17 protein-coding genes are annotated in these 15,416 nt (G+C 44.8%); 4 read left to right on the top strand and 13 right to left on the bottom strand.

What is annotated here, in order from left to right:
* Positions 1 to 5: 5 nt before the first annotated feature.
* From F7R58_RS11720 to F7R58_RS11755, 8 genes are all read right to left on the bottom strand, one after another.
* Complete coding sequence (locus tag F7R58_RS11720) at positions 6 to 719, bottom strand: ABC transporter ATP-binding protein (protein ID WP_158065486.1); 714 nt, start codon at positions 717 to 719, stop codon at positions 6 to 8.
* Positions 720 to 724: 5 nt separating this feature from the next.
* A complete protein-coding gene (locus F7R58_RS11725; protein WP_158065094.1) occupies positions 725 to 2,194 on the bottom strand; it encodes a DUF5687 family protein in 1,470 nt (489 codons plus the stop codon).
* Positions 2,195 to 2,213: 19 nt separating this feature from the next.
* A complete protein-coding gene (locus F7R58_RS11730; protein ID WP_158065095.1) occupies positions 2,214 to 3,863 on the bottom strand; it encodes a DNA repair protein RecN in 1,650 nt (549 codons plus the stop codon).
* A 67-nt stretch (positions 3,864 to 3,930) separates the two neighbouring features.
* On the bottom strand, positions 3,931 to 4,833 hold the full coding sequence (locus F7R58_RS11735) for a DUF4835 family protein (RefSeq protein ID WP_158065096.1): 903 nt from the start codon (positions 4,831 to 4,833) through the stop codon (positions 3,931 to 3,933).
* Between the two features lie 40 nt (positions 4,834 to 4,873).
* Positions 4,874 to 6,076 (bottom strand): bifunctional phosphopantothenoylcysteine decarboxylase/phosphopantothenate--cysteine ligase CoaBC, encoded by a 1,203-nt coding sequence (gene coaBC / locus F7R58_RS11740; protein ID WP_158065097.1) that lies wholly within the window; start codon positions 6,074 to 6,076, stop codon positions 4,874 to 4,876.
* A gap of 100 nt (positions 6,077 to 6,176) precedes the next feature.
* The gene (locus tag F7R58_RS11745) at positions 6,177 to 6,500 is read right to left on the bottom strand and encodes a DNA-directed RNA polymerase subunit omega (protein ID WP_158065098.1); all 324 of its coding nucleotides are present in this window, start codon (positions 6,498 to 6,500) and stop codon (positions 6,177 to 6,179) included.
* Positions 6,501 to 6,541: 41 nt separating this feature from the next.
* The gene (locus tag F7R58_RS11750) at positions 6,542 to 7,501 is read right to left on the bottom strand and encodes an outer membrane protein assembly factor BamD (RefSeq protein WP_158065099.1); all 960 of its coding nucleotides are present in this window, start codon (positions 7,499 to 7,501) and stop codon (positions 6,542 to 6,544) included.
* A gap of 105 nt (positions 7,502 to 7,606) precedes the next feature.
* Positions 7,607 to 8,236: a TetR/AcrR family transcriptional regulator gene (locus F7R58_RS11755; RefSeq protein WP_158065100.1), complete on the bottom strand. Its 630-nt coding sequence runs from the start codon at positions 8,234 to 8,236 to the stop codon at positions 7,607 to 7,609.
* A gap of 76 nt (positions 8,237 to 8,312) precedes the next feature.
* Between F7R58_RS11755 and F7R58_RS11760 the strand changes: the two genes are divergently transcribed.
* Genes F7R58_RS11760 through F7R58_RS11775 form a run of 4 tightly spaced genes read left to right on the top strand, consistent with a single transcriptional unit; the run spans position 8,313 to position 10,743 of the window.
* Entirely contained in the window at positions 8,313 to 8,933 is a 621-nt protein-coding gene (locus F7R58_RS11760; protein WP_158065101.1) for a TatD family hydrolase, read from the top strand.
* Positions 8,934 to 8,942: 9 nt separating this feature from the next.
* Positions 8,943 to 9,668 (top strand): ThiF family adenylyltransferase, encoded by a 726-nt coding sequence (locus F7R58_RS11765; protein ID WP_158065102.1) that lies wholly within the window; start codon positions 8,943 to 8,945, stop codon positions 9,666 to 9,668.
* Complete coding sequence (gene rnpA, locus F7R58_RS11770; protein ID WP_158065103.1) at positions 9,661 to 10,035, top strand: ribonuclease P protein component; 375 nt, start codon at positions 9,661 to 9,663, stop codon at positions 10,033 to 10,035. The genes F7R58_RS11765 and rnpA overlap by 8 nt, the downstream gene beginning before the upstream one ends.
* A 60-nt stretch (positions 10,036 to 10,095) precedes the next feature.
* Entirely contained in the window at positions 10,096 to 10,743 is a 648-nt protein-coding gene (locus tag F7R58_RS11775) for a DUF4126 domain-containing protein (RefSeq protein ID WP_158065104.1), read from the top strand.
* 11 nt (positions 10,744 to 10,754) lie between these two features.
* Here F7R58_RS11775 and F7R58_RS11780 read toward each other — a convergent pair whose 3' ends face one another.
* Genes F7R58_RS11780 through F7R58_RS11800 form a run of 5 tightly spaced genes read right to left on the bottom strand, consistent with a single transcriptional unit; the run spans position 10,755 to position 15,382 of the window.
* A complete protein-coding gene (locus F7R58_RS11780; protein WP_158065105.1) occupies positions 10,755 to 11,390 on the bottom strand; it encodes a hypothetical protein in 636 nt (211 codons plus the stop codon).
* A complete protein-coding gene (locus F7R58_RS11785) occupies positions 11,390 to 11,767 on the bottom strand; it encodes a sulfite exporter TauE/SafE family protein (protein ID WP_158065106.1) in 378 nt (125 codons plus the stop codon). Before F7R58_RS11785 ends, F7R58_RS11780 begins: the two co-directional genes overlap by 1 nt.
* Before the next feature lie 10 nt (positions 11,768 to 11,777).
* Positions 11,778 to 13,565, bottom strand: coding sequence for a hypothetical protein (locus tag F7R58_RS11790; protein ID WP_158065107.1), 1,788 nt, complete (start codon positions 13,563 to 13,565; stop codon positions 11,778 to 11,780).
* 1 nt (position 13,566) lies between these two features.
* Positions 13,567 to 14,100 carry an LptE family protein gene (locus F7R58_RS11795; RefSeq protein ID WP_158065108.1) on the bottom strand — a complete coding sequence of 178 codons (534 nt, stop codon included), beginning with the start codon at positions 14,098 to 14,100 and terminating at the stop codon, positions 13,567 to 13,569.
* A gap of 1 nt (position 14,101) precedes the next feature.
* The gene (locus F7R58_RS11800; RefSeq protein WP_158065109.1) at positions 14,102 to 15,382 is read right to left on the bottom strand and encodes a sigma-54 interaction domain-containing protein; all 1,281 of its coding nucleotides are present in this window, start codon (positions 15,380 to 15,382) and stop codon (positions 14,102 to 14,104) included.
* Between the last annotated feature and the right edge of the window lie 34 nt (positions 15,383 to 15,416).

A 15,416-nucleotide genomic window follows, 5' to 3' on the forward strand; every position in this document is an offset into this window, starting at 1 on the left:
TCAAGCTACAAAACTTCCTGTCCTCCTCCTGAGAAAAAGGCTTCAAGCTCCCGCAGCGTCTCCGGACTGGTAGCAATATCCCTGACAATTTTTCCCCGGTTTAAGACCACAATCCGGTCGCTTACCTCAGTAGTATGGGCCAGATCATGACTGGAGATCAGGAAAGTGACCTGGTGAGTCTGAGACCAGCTACGGATCAGCTTCTTAAGTTTGAACTGTGTGCTTGGATCCAGATTGGCAAAAGGTTCGTCCAGAATAATAATTTCCGGCGTTCCTATGAGAGCACCCACAATTCCCACCTTCTTTTGGTTTCCTTTGGAAAGGTCGCGAACATATTTCTTTCCATCCAGGATCTCACCGTTAAAGAAATCCGTGAACTGCTGCAGAAACAGGTCGACTGCCGCTCTGTTTTGCCCCCGCAGTTCACCCAGAAAATAAAAATATTCTTCGGGTGTAAGGTAACCTATCAGGAAAGAATCATCTATAAATGCAGAAGTAAGTGTTTTCCAGTTCTCACTTTCTGCCACATTCTCACCTGCTATAAGTACTTTGCCGGAGGTGGCTTCAATTAGGTCCAGCAGCAGCGAAAAAAGCGTCGTTTTGCCCGCGCCGTTATTTCCTACCAAACCGAAACTTTCACCCTTGGTGATTTCCAGAAAAGGCACATTTAAAACCTCAGTACTGCCATAGACTTTCGAAATATTCTGAACTGTTATCATCATTATTAGTTTTCTTTTTTAAAGGCTTCGAGTGTGGAATATTTTTGGGTTTTGTACACATTCACAATAAAATCAAAAATATAGTTCCGGAGCATAAAACCGGCCGCTCCCAACAGACCCAATGCCGCTACAGCCGCGTACATACCAATAAAGTATTTTACTGTGGCAAAGACGGCCATAGGCAACACCATTTGGGGTATTGCAATAAGCAGAACCTTCATATTGAAACTGTTCTTTCCTCCACCAAAACTTTTTGCTGTGGAATTCAGATCAATTGCCTGCTTATTATAGGCACCCGCAAGTAAGGTGAGGTAGGAATTTACACCAAGATTATAAAGTCCTGCTCCCAAAATTGTTAGATAGGTTTCCCAGCCGAAGTACAGATACGCTGTGGACAGAATCATACCTATGAATATGCTGAGAATGATAAGTGACCATTTAGCCATAAGAAACTTCTTATAAGGAACCTGTTGCGTCATCATAAGCGGATAGTAGGATGAGTCCCAGGCAGGCACACGTTGGCCGAACATCATCATAAATCCTCCGGTTACGAATATGGCTGCAAAAAGTTTCATAAAATCAGACTGGTACATATCATTGAAGAACAGCAAACCATAAAAGAGAAAAGCAATACTCATATACAGTGTAACCTTAGCTGCTTTGCTTCGCTTCAGCAGGCGGATGTCATTGTTAATGAATGTCCCGGTGGTACCAAAACGCTGCAGGTATTTGATATCCTCCGTCTTACCTTCCGCCTTTTCCAGCTCAAGGCCTTTGTCAAGGTAGAAATTACCGAGGATAGCCCGGTAACACAGATAACTCACAACTGCAGCCAGGACTACCGTAATCAGGAACGCGCCAGGAATCTCATAAAACGAATAGAACAAAGCCTCCGAATAGGATGAAAAAGGTACAAAACCGTAGTAATCGAGGGCACCCAGTCCTATAACCAACGCTGCAACGGAGAACAGAACCGCATTTTTTTTGTTCAGCAGAATGTTGAGAAAGTTATTGAAATAGAAGACCGCCATAATGCCCAGCAAAAACATGAGTACGCCGGGAACCGAATAACCTCCATGAAAAATAAGCAGAGCACAGAACGGCAGCATAAAAAGGAGATAACCCCAGTTGAAGAAATGCAGGAAAATCCGGAGAACCGTGTAATTTACAAGTTGTTTTTTGCTGATGTTCTGGGCCAGGAAGGGTTTGATATTCTGCGTAGGCATTTGCTGCAGGAAATACCGGACAACCAGATCCAGGACTGCATAATAAAGAAAATATTTTGAAAAAATCCTAAGCGGATCCTGGCCTCCTTCTTCTTTGGCTATAAAATAAAGGCCGAATGCCATTCCCACAAACATGGCCCCTATCCAAAAATAGGTAAATGCCATGAGCAGTTTCATAACCAGGTTTACTCCAAACTGCGGATTGCGGAGAAAATGCTTCAATTCCAGCGATAGTAATTTAAAATACATCTTCTAAATTTAATAAAAATTATTTCATAAGCAGCCTGGCCTGCTCCATCGCGGCTTGTGTTACTTTGGTGCCGGACAAAAGCTGGGCAATCTCCTGAAGTTTTTCCAGGTCGTCCAGAGGCCTGATTGAACTTTGGGTCCGACCGGAAACTTCCTCCTTATGAACTTTAAAGTGATTGTCTCCTTTAGCAGCCACCTGCGCCAGATGTGTGATTACGACCAGCTGCATATTCTGCGACATCTCACGCATCACATTGCCCATTTCCTCAGCAATTTTGCCCGAGACACCGGTGTCAATTTCGTCCAGGATCAGGGTAGGCAGTTCGGCGTTCTCGGCCATCAGTTTCTTTATTGAAAGCATAACTCGTGAACGTTCACCACCGGAAATTGCCGTTTCAACCGGTTTAAGCGGAAATCCACTATTTGCCTGAAAAAGCAGTCGTATATTCTCATTTCCAAACCGTCCAAAATCTGGCCGTGGTGTAAGTTCTACTTCAATCCTGGCCTTTTCCAGACCCAGTTGTTTAAGCAAGGCTTCCATTTTTGCTTTAAATACAGGAGCCGCTTTTTTCCGGTTTGCGGCAAGCAACGCCGCCAAACGGGCGAGATTTCTCTCCTTTTCCTTAATCTCGGTCTGTGTAGCCTCAATAAGCTGCTGAAGCTCTTCCATACCCGTTTGCTCGCCGGCCAGTGCATCACGAACTTCTATAAGCTCGGAGACAGTTGCGGCCTGATGCTTCAGGAATAGTGCATTCAGGCTGTTAACCCTCTCATTAAGCCTTTCCAGAACCCCGGGATCCGTTTCAATCTTCTCGGCTTCATTCTGCAGGTCAAACACAATATCCTTGAATTCCACGATATTTTCAGCCAGGCGTGTGTTCAGAAGTGTAAATTCATGCGAGAGGTCTGCGATCCGGTTCAGCCTCGATTTTACTTCATTTATAGTATCCAGCAAGCCAATCTGTTCCGCATCTAGTTTCAGAAAGATTTCCTTCAGGTTTTCGGTGATGGCATCTGCATTCTCCTGCTTTTTCAGTTGGCTCTGCAAATCTTCCCAATCCACATCGTCCAGGTTGGCCTCATTAAGTTCATTGAGCAGGAACTGCTTATAATCGGCCTCTCTGTTACCTTCGTGTAACCTGAGCATATAATGCTGAAGTTGAGTTTTCAGCGTACCAAAAGCTTCGAAGGCAGTCTTATATTCAGCGATAAGTGATTTATTCTCAGACAGACCGTCTACAATACTGAACTGGTATTCTTCATTAAAGAGATCAGAACTTTCAAATTGGGAATGAATGTCTATTAATTTGCCGGACAGTGATTTCAGGACCTCCAGCGTTACTGGTACATCATTGATAAAAGCACGTGACTTGCCGCTTGGCAGCAATTCCCTGCGCACAAGTGTGTGGATTTCAAAATCAAGGTCATTATTCAGAAAGAACGGCCGGTAAGAATCGTCCAGGAGAAATTCTGCTTCTACAACGCTTTTTGTGGCCGAATCCTGAATGGCTTTCACATCTGCACGCTCACCCATTATAAGACGCAGTGCACCCAGGATAATGGATTTACCTGCACCCGTTTCACCGGTAATTACCTGCAGGCCTTTGTGCAGCTGAAGTTCCAGCGAGTCTATAAGGGCGAAATTCTTTATAAAAATTCGGTTCAGCATAATAAAAATGAGCTTTAAGAATTCCTAAAGCTCTACAAAAATATTGGTTAATAGTTGATGGCGCAAGTTATTTCCAGTTATTCCAGCGCGCTTCCGTATTCTTTGGAGAAAGCGTGATCATAAGCTGTTTAAGGTCATTCATGTTGACAGCTCCGTTATTCCGGGAATCAAAAATATTATAAATTTCAGCTGCTTTTGTATCCAGGAACAGATTAATGGCATAATTCTGCTGGAAGGAGTTTTCAAACTGCCTGAGTGCCATCAGCGCATCTGCAATCACTTTCTTTGGGCTGGACTGGTCCTGGTTGTACATATTATCGAGTCCGGAGCGGTGATAGTTGTAAAAAACAATCCGAACCGGATTGTACGAAGGTGCAATAATCCCGTCGATCAGGGCGCCTCTGGTGCGGGGACCTTCCACCACGGACCAGCCTTCGTAGCCTTTGTTCATGGCATTACGCGAAATTTGCTGCGCTTTTGTGAAATGGGGCTGACCGCCCATAGACTGAAAACTGTCGGCATCATAACCCAAAATCAGATAGACATAGAAACTGATGATGTCTGTGAGGTTTTTGCCGGAAAACTGACGCTCGTTGAAGATGAGGTTTTCGTTCTCAACATATTCAAAATCGATTTTGGTGTCATTAACATTCATAAGCGGCGACTCATATGTGGAGTTAAACACCGGTCTTACTGCCTGCACCACCAGGGTGCCGTTGAAACGGTTTCCTTCGCGGCCGGTAATGACAAAGGCGAAATTGGATTTCACTTTTTCAAAGTTCTGAAGCCTTTTTCCTGTCCAACTGGTTTTGTTGATGAAATCACGCACATTTTTCTCAAGTGTTCTGTATACCTGCTGGTTACTGCCGGAAAGTTGCTGCGCATTCACAGTTACATTAGCCATAATCTCCTGCGCGAAGGCAGAGCCGGAGAATAATAGCAATATGAATATAGAAAGGAAATTTTTCATTTAAAGTATTGTGTTTGAAAACGGAAAAATACTCAAATTATTATAATGTTTCTTTCTGTATGAATTCCAGAATGTCGGCAGCAACGGCCTTTTTCGATTTCAGGCCGAATTCATATACAGCATCGGCAGTAATGAACTTCACCAAATTGGTGTCTTTGCCGAAACCTGCACCCTCATCGCTCAATGAATTCAGAACAATCATATCCAGATTTTTTCGCTGCAGTTTTCCACGGGCGTTTTCTTCTTCATTTTCGGTTTCCAGCGCGAATCCTACCAGAAACTGACTCTTTTTCCGAAGCCCCATTTCTCCCAGGATATCCGGATTCTTTACAAGCTCTATGGTAAGGTGCTCATCGGACTTCTTAATTTTCTGGGCTGCTACAGTTGCAGGGGCATAATCGGCCACTGCTGCACTGGCAATGGCGATATCAACATGATCATAGAATTTAAATACCTGTTCATACATCTCCCGGGCAGATGTAACCCTAACCAACTGAATGCGCTCATGCCTCACCTGCAGGGAGGTTGGCCCAGAAATCAGGATGACCTGAGCACCCCGTGCGGCCGCGGCTTCCGCAATGGAGAATCCCATCTTACCTGAAGAGTGGTTGCCGATAAAACGAACGGGATCTATAGCTTCATAAGTCGGTCCTGCAGTAACAAGCACCGTCTTTCCGGAAAAAGACTCTAAATCATTAAATATATTAAGATAATCAGTAATGGACAGAAGGATGCTTTCCGGCTCAGCCATCCGCCCTTCGCCTACCAGGCCACTGGCAAGTTCTCCCGTCTCAGCAGGAATAATCAGGTGACCGAAGTCCTCCGCCATCTCGAGATTTTGCCGGGTGGAAGGATGGGCGTACATATCCAGGTCCATTGCAGGTGCGATGAAAACCGGACACTTGGCTGAGAGATAGGTGGCTATAACCAGATTGTCGCACTGTCCGTGCATCATCTTAGCCAAGGTGTTGGCGGTACAGGGCGCAACAAGCATCAGATCTGCCCACAGGGCCAGGTCTACATGACTGTTCCAGGTACCGTTTTCTGAATAAAAATCTGAGTATACAGGTTTTTTGGATAAGGTAGAAAGCGTAAGTGCTGAAACGAAAGCCGAAGCTGCCGGTGTCATAATCACCTGAACCTCGGCACCTTCCGTAACCAACCGGCGTACCAGAAGGTTAATTTTATATGCTGCGATACCTCCGGTTACCGCGATCAGTATTTTTTTGTCCTGCAGAATCATTGAAAATGTTTGACCACTAAATTACCCCTTTTTTTGCTAAAATGCATAAAAAATCACAGCGGAAAACCGCTGTGACAATGAGTTATGATGAAAAAAGAACCTATGCTCTGTCTTCCGTTTTTCTGTAGTAGATTTCGCCGTCCAACCACTCTTTTATAGCGATAGAAGTAGGTTTTGGCAGTTTTTCGTAATGTTTGGAAATCTCGATTTGCTCTCTGTTTTCAAAAACTTCCTCCAGGGTAGCATTGTGTACTGCAAACTCGTCCAGTTTTCCGTGCAGTTCAGTACGGATCTCAGCATTGATTTGCTCCGCTCGTTTTCCCATGATTACGATCGCTTCGTAGATAGAACCTACATTTTGCTCAATCTTGTCTCTGTCGTAAGTAATGGTATTCAGTTCAGCTCTTGTATCTTTTGCGCTCATTTTGAGAGAGTTATTTATAATTAAGGGTGCAAATATAGTGATTATTTTTCAAGTGGTAAAGTCACTGCCGGTGGCGGTGTGCTCAGCTTCGCACTGTCTCTTAATGCCTGCTTCGTTTGCTTTTCCGCATCCGTGGCAGTACGTTCAGATTCACGCTGCTGTCTGGCAACCAGGGCAGCCTTCTGCGCTTCAAACTCTTTTTGCTGACGCGCGAAGTTTTCCTGCTCCTTCACAAGGCGGCTGCGGAGAGCCTGTGCAGTTTTGGCATTTTCAGTGCCGGGCATTTCCTTTTCCACCAAACGCGTGAAGGCCATTGCTCTTTCAATACGCTCCTGTTTCAGACTGAACACGGAGTTCACCGCCAGTTCAAATCGTGATTTTAGGATATAATCGTAAATGGATGATCTAAGTTTCGTAGACGGAAAGTCTTCCAGCACATTTTCAAAAGCCACATCAGCAGCTTTATATTCACCCATCTTGAAATACTGACGTGCATTTTCATAGGCTTTGTACTCCAGTTTATAGCTTAACTCATCTGTAAGTTCGCTGATATTACGTGAACGCTCTGAGTTGGGATATTCGTTCAGAAAGTTCTGAAGTTCATTAATGGCCAGTTCGGTACTTGTCTGGTCCAGGTTATAATCCATGGAGCCTTCGTAATAACAAAGTGCAGACATATAGGCAGCTTCCTCCTTTCTGGGGTCCTGAGGGAACGTAACGGCGAAGTTTTTGAACTGATGCCCTGCCAGCTTATAGTTTTTATCGTAATAATTGGCATAGGCAGAGTTAAAAACCACATTGGGTGCGTCATCGGTACCGGCCACAAGATTTGAAAGCCTTTCGTATAACGCAAGGGATTTGGCCCACTTCTTATTGGCAAAATGTTCATTGGCGACCTTCAGGATAAAATCCTTGTCTGCACTTTTAAGTGCCTGGTCGTGAACAGTATTACATGCCGTAACGAATATCGCTGTAAGAAGGATTAAAACAATTTTTTTCATAGAATTTTCTCGTGCAGCTTACGTAGTTAAGACTGTAAGCCCGTCAGCCTGCAAAAATATAATATTTTTAGCAATACTTTCGGTTTTATGATTATTTAACTCGAATTAATCCTGAACGAAACCCAAAAGTGCAAAAACAGTAAGCATCATATTGGCTTTCACCTTCTTCTCGGCTTCCTTCAGGTAACTTTGCTCGTCGCTGTGGCCCACATAAACTTCCATAAAATTTTTATTCCTGATAGAAAACAGAGTGGTTCCTAGGATTATAGAGAGAATATCTTCGGGCTTAGGGGCAAAGGTAAATACGCCGGAAGCAATACCCTTCTTCAGAACTTCGTCCAGCTTCTTCACACAAAACTGATAGAAGGCCAGCAGTTCCTGTTTTAAGGTTTCGTTGCGCCTCAATTCCTGTGAAACAAATCCGTGGAACTGACCGTACTTAAAAAGCTGACCTACAATATACTTTATAATCTCACGCATCTGCATCTCAGGCTTTCCGTCTTTTATGATGTCTGCAAATTCGGCAAAATGCTCGCGTGTGCGCTGAACCCTGTAATGGTACAGGTGATACATCATTTTTTCCTTGGAGCCAAAATAATAAGAGATCATGGCTACGTTTATATTTGCCCGGGCCGAGATATCCCGGACCGAGGTTCCTTCAAATCCTTTCTGCGCAATTAATTCTTCAGCAATATTCAGAATATGCTTCTGTTTCTCCGTAAACTTCTTTCCCATTCATGTGATTTTGAGTAAAATTAACATAATCTTAACAAATAAACAAGCGTTTAAACAAAGTAATCTATTTTTGACTATGAATTATTTTGACTTCCATCATCATAACAGTCGCTGTAAAAACGGCATTTATAATCTGAATTTTCCTGATTTGCCAGCCGACAGTCTGTTCTCAGCCGGGATACATCCGCTGACGGTATCAGAAAGTACTGATGAAAAATGGGAATGGCTGCTGAAGGTAAGTCAGCATCTCAACTGTGCAGCAATCGGAGAATGTGGACTGGATGCAAGGGTAAGTGATGATGTACTGCAGAAGGAGATTTTCGGCAGGCAGACTGAGCTGGCAAACAAACTGCGGAAACCCATCATCATTCACTGTGTCCGCAGGTTTTCGGAGCTGCCCCATTTTAAAAGAAAGGTGAATGTGCCGATGGTGGTTCACGGATTCAACAAAAAACAGTCAGTGGCAAATGAACTCAGGAAACATGATTTCTATCTCAGTTTTGGAAAGTCACTGTTACAAAATGTAAATTTGCAGCTGCTGCTGAAGGAATTCCCGCTTGAGAAAATGTTTCTTGAGACTGATGCGGAAGAAGGCAGTATTGATGAACTGTACCGAACGGTCAGTTCCCTGAAGGGCATTTCCGAAGAAATGCTGATACTTCAAATTGAAAAAAACCTTAAGGCAATTTTGCCCTGATTTTATTATATGGAAAAAAACTGGCTGGAACGTACCGAACTGCTGATTAAGGAAAAAGGGGCCCGGAAACTGCTGGAATCCAACGTACTCGTTATTGGGCTGGGTGGTGTAGGCTCCTTTGCCACCGAATTCCTGGCTCGTGCGGGCGTAGGTAAAATGACGATAGTTGACGGCGACACAGTGGACATTACCAACATCAACCGCCAGCTGCCGGCACTTCACAGCACCATTGGACTTTCCAAAGCGGACCTCATGAATACCCGCCTGCTGGACATCAACCCCCAACTGAAACTAACCCAGGTGAGCCGCTTTCTGGAACCTGAAGACATGACAGAGATCCTGGAGGCTGAAAAGTTCGATTATGTGCTGGACTGCATAGACAGTGTAACTCCTAAAATCACCCTTATAAAAGCGGCAAGACGAAAAAAGATTAAGGTAGTAAGCTGTATGGGTGCCGGTGGTAAGACGGATCCAAGTAAGGTAATGGTACGCGACATCAGCAAGACCCATAACTGTTTCCTGGCGAAACAGGTACGGAAGCGCCTGAAGAAAGATGGCATAAACAAAGGCATCCGCTGCGTATTCTCAAATGAGATACAACAGGAAGACAGCCTGAAACTAACTGACGGGACCAATTACAAGAAGTCCTTCTATGGAACCATCAGTTATATTCCCGCAATGTTCGGTCTTTACGCCGCGGCCGAAGTGATAAACCATCTCTTACAGAATGACTGATCCAGCAGCGGGCGACACGCGCTATCCCAAAGCCCTAAAACTGAAATCAAAGCGTGAGCTGGATTTACTTTTTGAAAAAGGCAGGTGGAAAACTGTGGGAAACCTTCGGATTGTTACCTATACCAGCCCCGACCTCACGGGCATTAAGATCGGGGTTTCCGTGTCCAAACGGTATTTTAAGAAAGCCGTGCACCGCAACCGCATAAAAAGACTTTTGCGGGAAGCTTACAGGCTGAATAAAAACAGTTTTTCGGAAGCTTTTGGTACGGAAGGTAATTTCATGCTGTTCTGGGTTTCACCAGTAATGCCCAAGGGTTATAACGAAGTACGGGAAGCTTTTCTGAAGCTTTGCGCACCTAAAAAATAAATACCCCGGTAATTATCCTTTTCGTAAATTTGATTGGTTAAATCAAATCAAAACTGCGACATGGCGGACCAAATTCCTTTCCTACCCTACCTTCTAAGCGCCTTTATCGGCATTGGACTGGCCGCTGCGTCGGGCTTCCGCGTATTCCTGCCAATGTTTACGGTTAGTCTGGCCTCCTATATGGGCTGGATTCCAATGAGTGAATCTTTTGAGTGGCTCGCGGGGCTTCCTACATTGATAACTACGGCGATTGCTATGATATTTGAAATCCTGGCTTATTATATTCCCATTATTGATCATTTGCTGGACACACTGTCGGTTCCACTGGCCACACTTGCAGGCTCGGTACTCTTTGCAAGTCAGTTTGCAGATTTGGGCACATTTCCGCAATGGGCACTTGCACTGATTGCAGGCGGCGGCACTGCAGCAGCCATAAGCTCAGGGTTTGCGGGCACACGGGCCGCATCTACGGCCACCACGGGTGGACTCGGTAATTCTGTAGTTGCCACCACGGAAACTGCCGGTGCAGGTATTATGTCCATATTGGCTTTGGCAGCGCCCATAATTGCAGCAATAGCAGCCATCATCCTGGTGATCACTGTTCTTGTACTAGGGAAAAAGTTGTGGAACAAGTTCAGAAATTTCAGATCGGACCGAAATTCAAAAGTAATTGATGTGGAAGTTGTAGAGCGTAAGAACCTGGAATAGTCTGGAATCTGCTACTGTTTTTTTCGCAGTTTATAAAACAGCGGAATGAATCCCAAAGCAGTAATAAAGATGAGACCGTATTTTAGGATCTTATTTTCCGATATCAGCCTTTTATTCTCTAAAAGTAATGTGTTCATTTTACGGTTGGAGCCCCAGTCCACAATTTCAACCACATTTTTATCCACCTCCATACTGTCCTGATTTGCATTTTGAAATTCAGTAGTGAGCCTGCTTAAGATAGCCAGCTCCGACGTCGAAATTTGAGAGAATGCTTTTGTTGACAGGCAATGGCTTGAATACACAAAATCGCTATCGGAATCGAAGAATCCGAAAATCAGGTGTTTCCCCAGCTCACTGAACGGGTAATCACATGTATCTAAGGAGGAAGAAAGTAAAGTTATCTCTCGGGTACGAAAAAAAGATGAATCAAATGGTGACTTATAACTTTTTACAAGCCTGGCTTTACTAAGGAGGATTGGATTATTGGGCTGAATACCCGGAAATTCGTGAGCTGCACTGTAAATATCGGCAACAAACACAAAATCGGCAGTTTTAAAGGAACTTTCAATATCATGATGGCTGCATTTACATGCGAATGCCGCAGTATACATTAGCATAGCCAACAGGACCGTCCATTTCTGCACCATTATTTCTGAAAGAACATCTTAACCGCTACCACAAACATCAATACGGCAAAGACTTTTCTGATCATATCCTGCGATAGCGAAATGGCCGTTTTACTGCCCAAATAACTGCCCAGCACGAAGCCACAGCACAGTAATAGCGCGGTTTTAATGTCCACATTACCGGTTTTGTAGTAATTCATCACCCCAAAAAAGCCGACCGGCACCATAAGGAGCGCCAGTGTTGTACCCTGGGCTTTATGTTGGGTAAAACCAAACAGCAGCACGAGTACAGGAACCATTACTATACCGCCGCCTATGCCTACCAGGCCGCTTAGATACCCGGCCAACAGGCCAAGCAGGATAAGTCCGATCACTAATGTGGTGTTGTCCATCTTCATTTGGGTTGGGTTACTGGAAATTGTTTCTCAAATCACGCACTTCCTTTACTTTCGATTTGAAATAGTCGGCTTTTTGCGGGTGCTTTTCGGCCAGGATGTGGAAAGCATGAATAGCCCGCGCGTAAAGTTTCTGTTCCACGTAAATATTGGCCAAAGTCTCTGTCATAAGGTGGGAAATATCACTTTTCTTTTCTTTGATGACAAAGTTTCCTTCCTCACGCAACTGCGAGATACGGGGGGCAGTTTCGATAAATTTTTCAATAATCTCTGTTTTCCTGTCCTCTTCCGGTACCGGCACAACTGGCGGAGCAGCTTCTTTGCGGTCGATTTTGAGCCAGTTTTGCCATGTATTGATAAACTGAGGCACATTACTTTCGTCATCAGCAACGCTTTGTACTGGCTCTGTTACTTGATCCACTGATTTTGCCTCTATTCCTGAAGGTTGTTTCTGAATAACAGGAACTTCCTCTACAGTTTTCATTTCTTCGGTCGCCTCTTGCGTAATTTCAAATTCTGCTTTAGGCAGCTGCTCTTCTGTTTTAAGCAGAGCATCAGGTGTATGCAAAGATACACTCATTGGTTTCCAGCCCGTTCTGACTGAGGCTTTAGATGCGTCAATTGTCCGGCTCTTATCAGTTTCACCGGCAGACGATGCCGGAACATCATCCATAGTCGCTGAATCAGAGCCGGAAACGGATTGACTTGGCTCTTCTTCCACAGTGGGAGGAGTTACAGGTGCAGGCGTTCCCGATTTCACCAAAAAATCCTGAGTATCACTGAAACTGATTTCTGAACTTTGAGCTTCCTCTTCCAGCGGTGTCTTCTGTATCTGCGCAGCCTTTTTCTCCTTGATTTTCCTCTCCACTTCAGCGATCAGCCGCTGCATTTCTGCTTCATGTTTGTTCGATACCGATGCGGGAGGCACTGTGGTTTCATCCTTTTTTGGTGTTGCGGTAATCTTTACTTCGGGCAGGAACGGAGCGATACCGTGGAAACTAACATCGGCGGCTGCCGGTTCCTCCCCGTATGCTTCCGGCGATATCTGAATATCTTCATGTGTTTCCGTTTCAGGGGCAGCATCTGAAACTGCTTCTTCCTCAGCTTCAAAAACTTCATCTTCCCTGGCAGCCAGCTCATTAACCGGTGCCGATTCTTCACTGAAAACCTTTGGTGCGGCCACATTTGCATCTGCGATCACTAACTTACCACTTTCCGCAGAGGCCTCCTTATCAATCACCGGAGTAGCCTGTTGCAGAAAGTCTTCTTCACCTTCAAATAAGATTCTGTTCAGTTCTCCATTTACATAAATGGGCTTTGCAGCACTGGTTTCGGCAGGTGTGATTTTTGTAAATATCTTCTCTTCAGCCTTTTCTGCCAGCCCGGGGGCATCCTCAACCGCAGTCGTGTTGTCTGTTTCTGCATTCACAGGCCTGCCGGCGGGAAGGTTGGCCGCTATATCTGCAACAACATCATCAACTTGTGACTTTTCGTCAGTATCATGGGTTGATCCGGACTGTTCCGCAGAAACCGCAGGAGTTCCAGCTTCCCCAGCCACGGTAAGGGCTGTAGTTCGACCATTTACAAGCTGAAACAGAATCTTTTTATCTGTAGTATAGGCGGCGGTTCTTGAAAGAACATTGCGGTAATCTTCAGGATCGAAGCGTGAGGCAGCAAGCAGTGCGAGCGCACGCAAACTCTGCACGTAAGGCGTGGCCTTGATCTGCTCATTCAGCAGTTTAAGATCATCCGCCTGTAAAAGATTTGGGTTTTCTAAAAGGTCCAGTATACGCGTGTTCATATTACCAGTTGGCTACAATATCGTTAAAAATCTTATTGATGATCCGCTCATTAACCAGTTTAACCTGTGAGGCTTCAATGGCATTTATGTCCAGGTCGCTGCTGAATACAGCTTCGTCTGAAAATGTCCTGTCAAAACTTTTATCGGGTTCAATCCTGTTTTCGTAATGCACTTTTACAGAGATGGTGAGCTTATTCTGGGCCGCCTGGATATTTCCTCCTGCTGCATCAACATTTGATGAGATTGTAGTGGGCGAAATACTGTAGTCGGTAATCTCGCCTTCAATAAGCAGATCAGGGTTCTCCTTTGTACCTTTCAGTGTGGTACGCTGCAGGAAGCGGTTCTGGATATCAGTGGAGAACTGCTGCGCCAGGGTAGGATTAACGAGGGGTGCATTGTTGATGAATTCGTTGATCTGTACGGTCTTTATTTCAGGGCTCAGCGAGGATCCCGTGAACGTATAACAGGACTGCAGCAACCCGCCAGCAAGCATTGCCAATACGAGGAAGGTGTTTAAAATTCGGTTTATTTTCATATCAATCTTCCAGGTTATACTGTTTAATTTTTCGGTAAAGGGTACGCTGGGAAATACCCAGCTCGTCCGCGGCTTTATTCCGGCGGCCCTTATGTTTTTCCAGTGCCTTCACGATAAGTTCACGTTCATTATTCTGCAGAGACAGTGAATGACTTTCTTCAATTTCAATATCCTCCACATCATCATACTCGCCGCTGGGTTCAGTATAAATAGAGGCACGGCTAGTGGGGTTTTGATTTCCATTTTCAAAATAAAGCAGTGAGTTCTGATTCTGAGAATTGCTTTCTCCCGTAAATACGCGGTTAATCAAATTCTTTTCCTGATTGCTGAGGTCTTCGCTGCCACGGTTTTTAATCAGTTCCGAAGTAAGTGACTTAAGGTCATTAAGGTCGTTACGCATATCGAAAAGGATTTTGTACATAATTTCCCTCTCAGAATGAAACTCAGAACTGGATACATGACCGGGACCGGATTTCTGAACCACGGCAGGGAGATGCGCGTTCATCGGAATATACTCCGCCAGTTTGGTGGAATTTACGGTCCGGTTTTGCTCTACCACTGTCATCTGTTCTACAAGATTACGGAGCTGGCGCACATTTCCGGGGAAAGCATAATTTTCCAGATAGTTCACCGCATCGTCGCTAAGTACAAGTTCCGGCATTCTGTACTTTTCAGCAAAATCAATAGCGAACTTCCTGAACAGCAGGTGCACATCGCCCTTTCTTTCGCGCAGCGGCGGCATGTCAATCTGGACTGTGTTCAGACGGTAATAAAGATCCTCACGAAAACGACCGTCTTCAATAGCTTTAAGCATATTTACGTTGGTGGCAGCTACAATTCTCACGTTGGTTTTCTGAATTTGGGAGGAACCTACCTTCATAAATTCCCCGCTTTCCAGGACCCTAAGCAAGCGCACCTGAGTTTGCAGCGGCAATTCGCCCACTTCATCCAGAAAAATCGTTCCACCATCAGCCACCTCAAAATAGCCTTTTCGGGTAGCGGTGGCTCCTGTAAAAGCTCCTTTTTCGTGGCCAAAAAGCTCAGAATCAATTGTACCTTCAGGGATGGCTCCACAGTTTACAACAATATAGGGCTGATGCTTACGGCGTGACTCTCCGTGTATAATTTTCGGAATAAACTCCTTGCCCACACCGGATTCACCTATCACCAAAACGGAAATATCGGTCGGAGCTACCTGAATGGCCTTTTCCAGCGCACGGTGCAGTGCCGGAAAATTACCAATGATCCCAAAACGGGTCTTTATGGATTGTAGGTCTGTCATTTTAAATCAAAATTTTATGATTATAGAAGTCCCG

The organism is Chryseobacterium sp., assembly GCF_008831505.1.
In the GTDB taxonomy this organism is placed as follows: domain Bacteria; phylum Bacteroidota; class Bacteroidia; order Flavobacteriales; family Weeksellaceae; genus Marnyiella.